Here is a 3366-nt window from a genome sequence, read left to right on the forward strand (position 1 = left end):
TGGTGACTCCTAGGGGAATCGAACCCCTGTTACCACCGTGAAAGGGTGGTGTCTTAACCGCTTGACCAAGGAGCCATATTGACCTGGCAACAACCTACCCTCCCACACAGCTTCCCGTGCAGTACTATCGGCCTCTTGATGCTTAACCTTCGTGTTCGGTATGGGAACGGGTGTATCCATCAAAAGCATAATTACCAGATAAGTAGACATCCAAAAATTCATTTTTGTGATGGTCACTTATGCAAACTGTTTTAACAGTTTGTATTCTTCTATCAAATTTATAGAATTGAAAACATTGGTTAAATGTTCTCTCAAAATTACACAGTGAAATTTATTTCGTCTTTATTTAGATCAAGCCCTCGACTTATTAGTATGAGTCAGCTGAACATGTTACCATGCTTACACCCCTCACCTATCAACCTGGTGGTCTTCCAGGAGTCTTACTAACTTACGTTATGGGAAATCTCATCTTAGGGTGGGCTTCACGCTTAGATGCTTTCAGCGTTTATCCCTTCCAGACATAGCTACCCAGCTGTGCCACTGGCGTGACAACTGGTGCACCAGAGGTCTGTCCATCCCGGTCCTCTCGTACTAAGGACAGCTCCCTTCAAATTTCCTACGCCCGCGACGGATAGGGACCGAACTGTCTCACGACGTTCTGAACCCAGCTCGCGTGCCGCTTTAATGGGCGAACAGCCCAACCCTTGGGACCTACTTCAGCCCCAGGATGCGATGAGCCGACATCGAGGTGCCAAACCTCCCCGTCGATGTGAACTCTTGGGGGAGATAAGCCTGTTATCCCCGGGGTAGCTTTTATCCGTTGAGCGATGGCCCTTCCATGCGGAACCACCGGATCACTAAGCCCGACTTTCGTCCCTGCTCGACTTGTAGGTCTCGCAGTCAGGCTCCCTTCTGCCTTTGCACTCTTCGCGCGATTTCCGACCGCGCTGAGGGAACCTTTGGGCGCCTCCGTTACTTTTTTGGAGGCGACCGCCCCAGTCAAACTGCCCATCTAGCAATGTCCTGTGACCAGTTTCATGGCCTCCAGTTAGAATCCCAGTACTGTCAGGGTGGTATCCCAAGGATGGCTCCGCAGAACCTGACGGTCCTGTTTCTCAGCCTCCCACCTATCCTGTACAGACAATACCGAAACTCAATGCTAAACTACAGTAAAGCTCTACGGGGTCTTTCCGTCCAATCGCGGGTAACCAGCATCTTCACTGGTACTACAATTTCGCCGGATTTGCTGTTGAGACAGTGCCCAAATCATTACGCCATTCGTGCGGGTCGGAACTTACCCGACAAGGAATTTCGCTACCTTAGGACCGTTATAGTTACGGCCGCCGTTTACTGGGGCTTAAGTTCATACCTTCGCTTGCGCTAAGCATTCCCCTTAACCTTCCAGCACCGGGCAGGCGTCAGCCCCTATACATCAGCTTTCGCTTTAGCAGAGACCTGTGTTTTTGCTAAACAGTTGCTTGGGCCTATTCTCTGCGACCTACTTGCGTAGGCACCCCTTCTCCCGAAGTTACGGGGTCAATTTGCCGAGTTCCTTAACAGCAGTTCTTCCGATGGTCTTAGGATTCTCTCCTCACCTACCTGTGTCGGTTTGCGGTACGGGCACTTGCTTCCTCCATAGAGGCTTTTCTTGGCAGCGTGGAATCAGTTACTTCGCTCTATTGAGCTCCTCATCACACCTCAGATTCGGCTAGCGGATTTGCCTACTAGCTACTCCTAAATGCTTGAACATACATCCAATAGTATGCACAACCTATCCTCCTGCGTCACCCCATTTGTAATAACGTCTGCAAGTGGTACGGGAATATCAACCCGTTGTCCATCACCTACGCCTTTCGGCCTCGGCTTAGGTCCCGACTAACCCTGAGAGGACGAGCCTTCCTCAGGAAACCTTAGGTTTTCGACCGCTAGGATTCTCACCTAGCTCTCGCTACTTATGCCAACATTCTCACTTCTGCATCGTCCACCGCTCCTTTCGGTACGACTTCAGCCAATGCAGAAAGCTCCTCTACCACGTGTACGTAGTACACATCCATAGCTTCGGTGGTAAGTTTTAGCCCCGGACATCTTCGGCGCGGGATCTCTTGACTAGTGAGCTATTACGCACTCTTTAAATGAGTGGCTGCTTCTAAGCCAACATCCTAGTTGTCTTAGAAATCCCACATCCTTTACCACTTAACTTACACTTTGGGACCTTAGCTGATGGTCTGGGCTGTTTCCCTTTTGACTACGGATCTTATCATTCGCAGTCTGACTGCCGGAATAAAAGTATATGGCATTCGGAGTTTGATAAGGTTCAGTAAGCGTTATGCCCCCTAGCCTATTCAGTGCTCTACCTCCATTACTCAATTAACCGACGCTAGCCCTAAAGCTATTTCGAGGAGAACCAGCTATCTCCGAGTTCGATTGGAATTTCTCCGCTATCCACAGCTCATCCCATGGTTTTTCAACACCAACGTGGTTCGGACCTCCACGACATTTTACTGTCGCTTCATCCTGGCCATGGATAGGTCACCCGGTTTCGGGTCTACGACATGCAACTATGCGCCCTATTCAGACTCGGTTTCCCTTCGGCTCCGTACCTTAAGTACTTAACCTCGCTACATATCGTAACTCGTTGGCTCGTTCTACAAAAAGCACGTCGTCACACATATAAAGTGCTTCGACCGGTTGTAGGCACACGGTTTCAGGTTCTATTTCACTCCCCTTCCGGGGTTCTTTTCACCTTTCCCTCACGGTACTTCTTCACTATCGGTCACTAGGTAGTATTTAGCCTTGGGAGGTGGTCCTCCCTGCTTCCCACAAGGTTTCACGTGTCTCGTGGTACTCTGGATCAGAACTTTCACTCATTTCTTTTTGTCTACAGGCCTATTACCTTCTGCGGAGCAGCTTTCCAGCTGTCTTCGACTAAAAAATTTGTGCATTTATGTTCTGTCCTCAACCCCTAAGCCAAAGGCTTAGGTTTGGGCTCTTTCCATTTCGCTCGCCGCTACTTTGGAAATCGATGTTTCTTTCTCTTCCTCCGGGTACTTAGATGTTTCAGTTCCCCGGGTTTACCTCCATACACCTATTTATTCAGTGCACAGTACATAGTGTTAACTATGTAGGTTTCCCCATTCGGAAATCTCTGGATCACTGGCTATTTGCGCCTACCCAAAGCTTATCGCAGCTTATCGCGTCCTTCTTCGGCTCCTAGTGCCAAGGCATTCACCATGCGCCCTTTGTAGCTTGACCTATTCATTTACTAATCTTAAGCGATTAAGATTAGATTTTCATTCTACAAAGAATTCAAATTAAAATTCTTGACGAAATTGTTTTATCTTTAAATTTAAAGGTTTAACAATATAT

The 3366-nt window shown here is 48.4% G+C and carries 1 tRNA gene and 2 rRNA genes; all 3 read right to left on the reverse strand.

From position 1 onward, the window contains the following. Positions 1-75: transfer RNA gene (locus RTU33_RS21705), tRNA-Glu, on the reverse strand. 6 nt (positions 76-81) lie between these two features. Next, positions 82-199: ribosomal RNA gene (gene rrf / locus RTU33_RS21710) — 5S ribosomal RNA — on the reverse strand. A 148-nt stretch (positions 200-347) separates the two neighbouring features. After that, positions 348-3252: ribosomal RNA gene (locus tag RTU33_RS21715) — 23S ribosomal RNA — on the reverse strand. Positions 3253-3366 lie beyond the last annotated feature (114 nt).

Source organism: Scandinavium sp., assembly GCF_032012665.1.
Lineage (GTDB): Bacteria > Pseudomonadota > Gammaproteobacteria > Enterobacterales > Enterobacteriaceae > Scandinavium.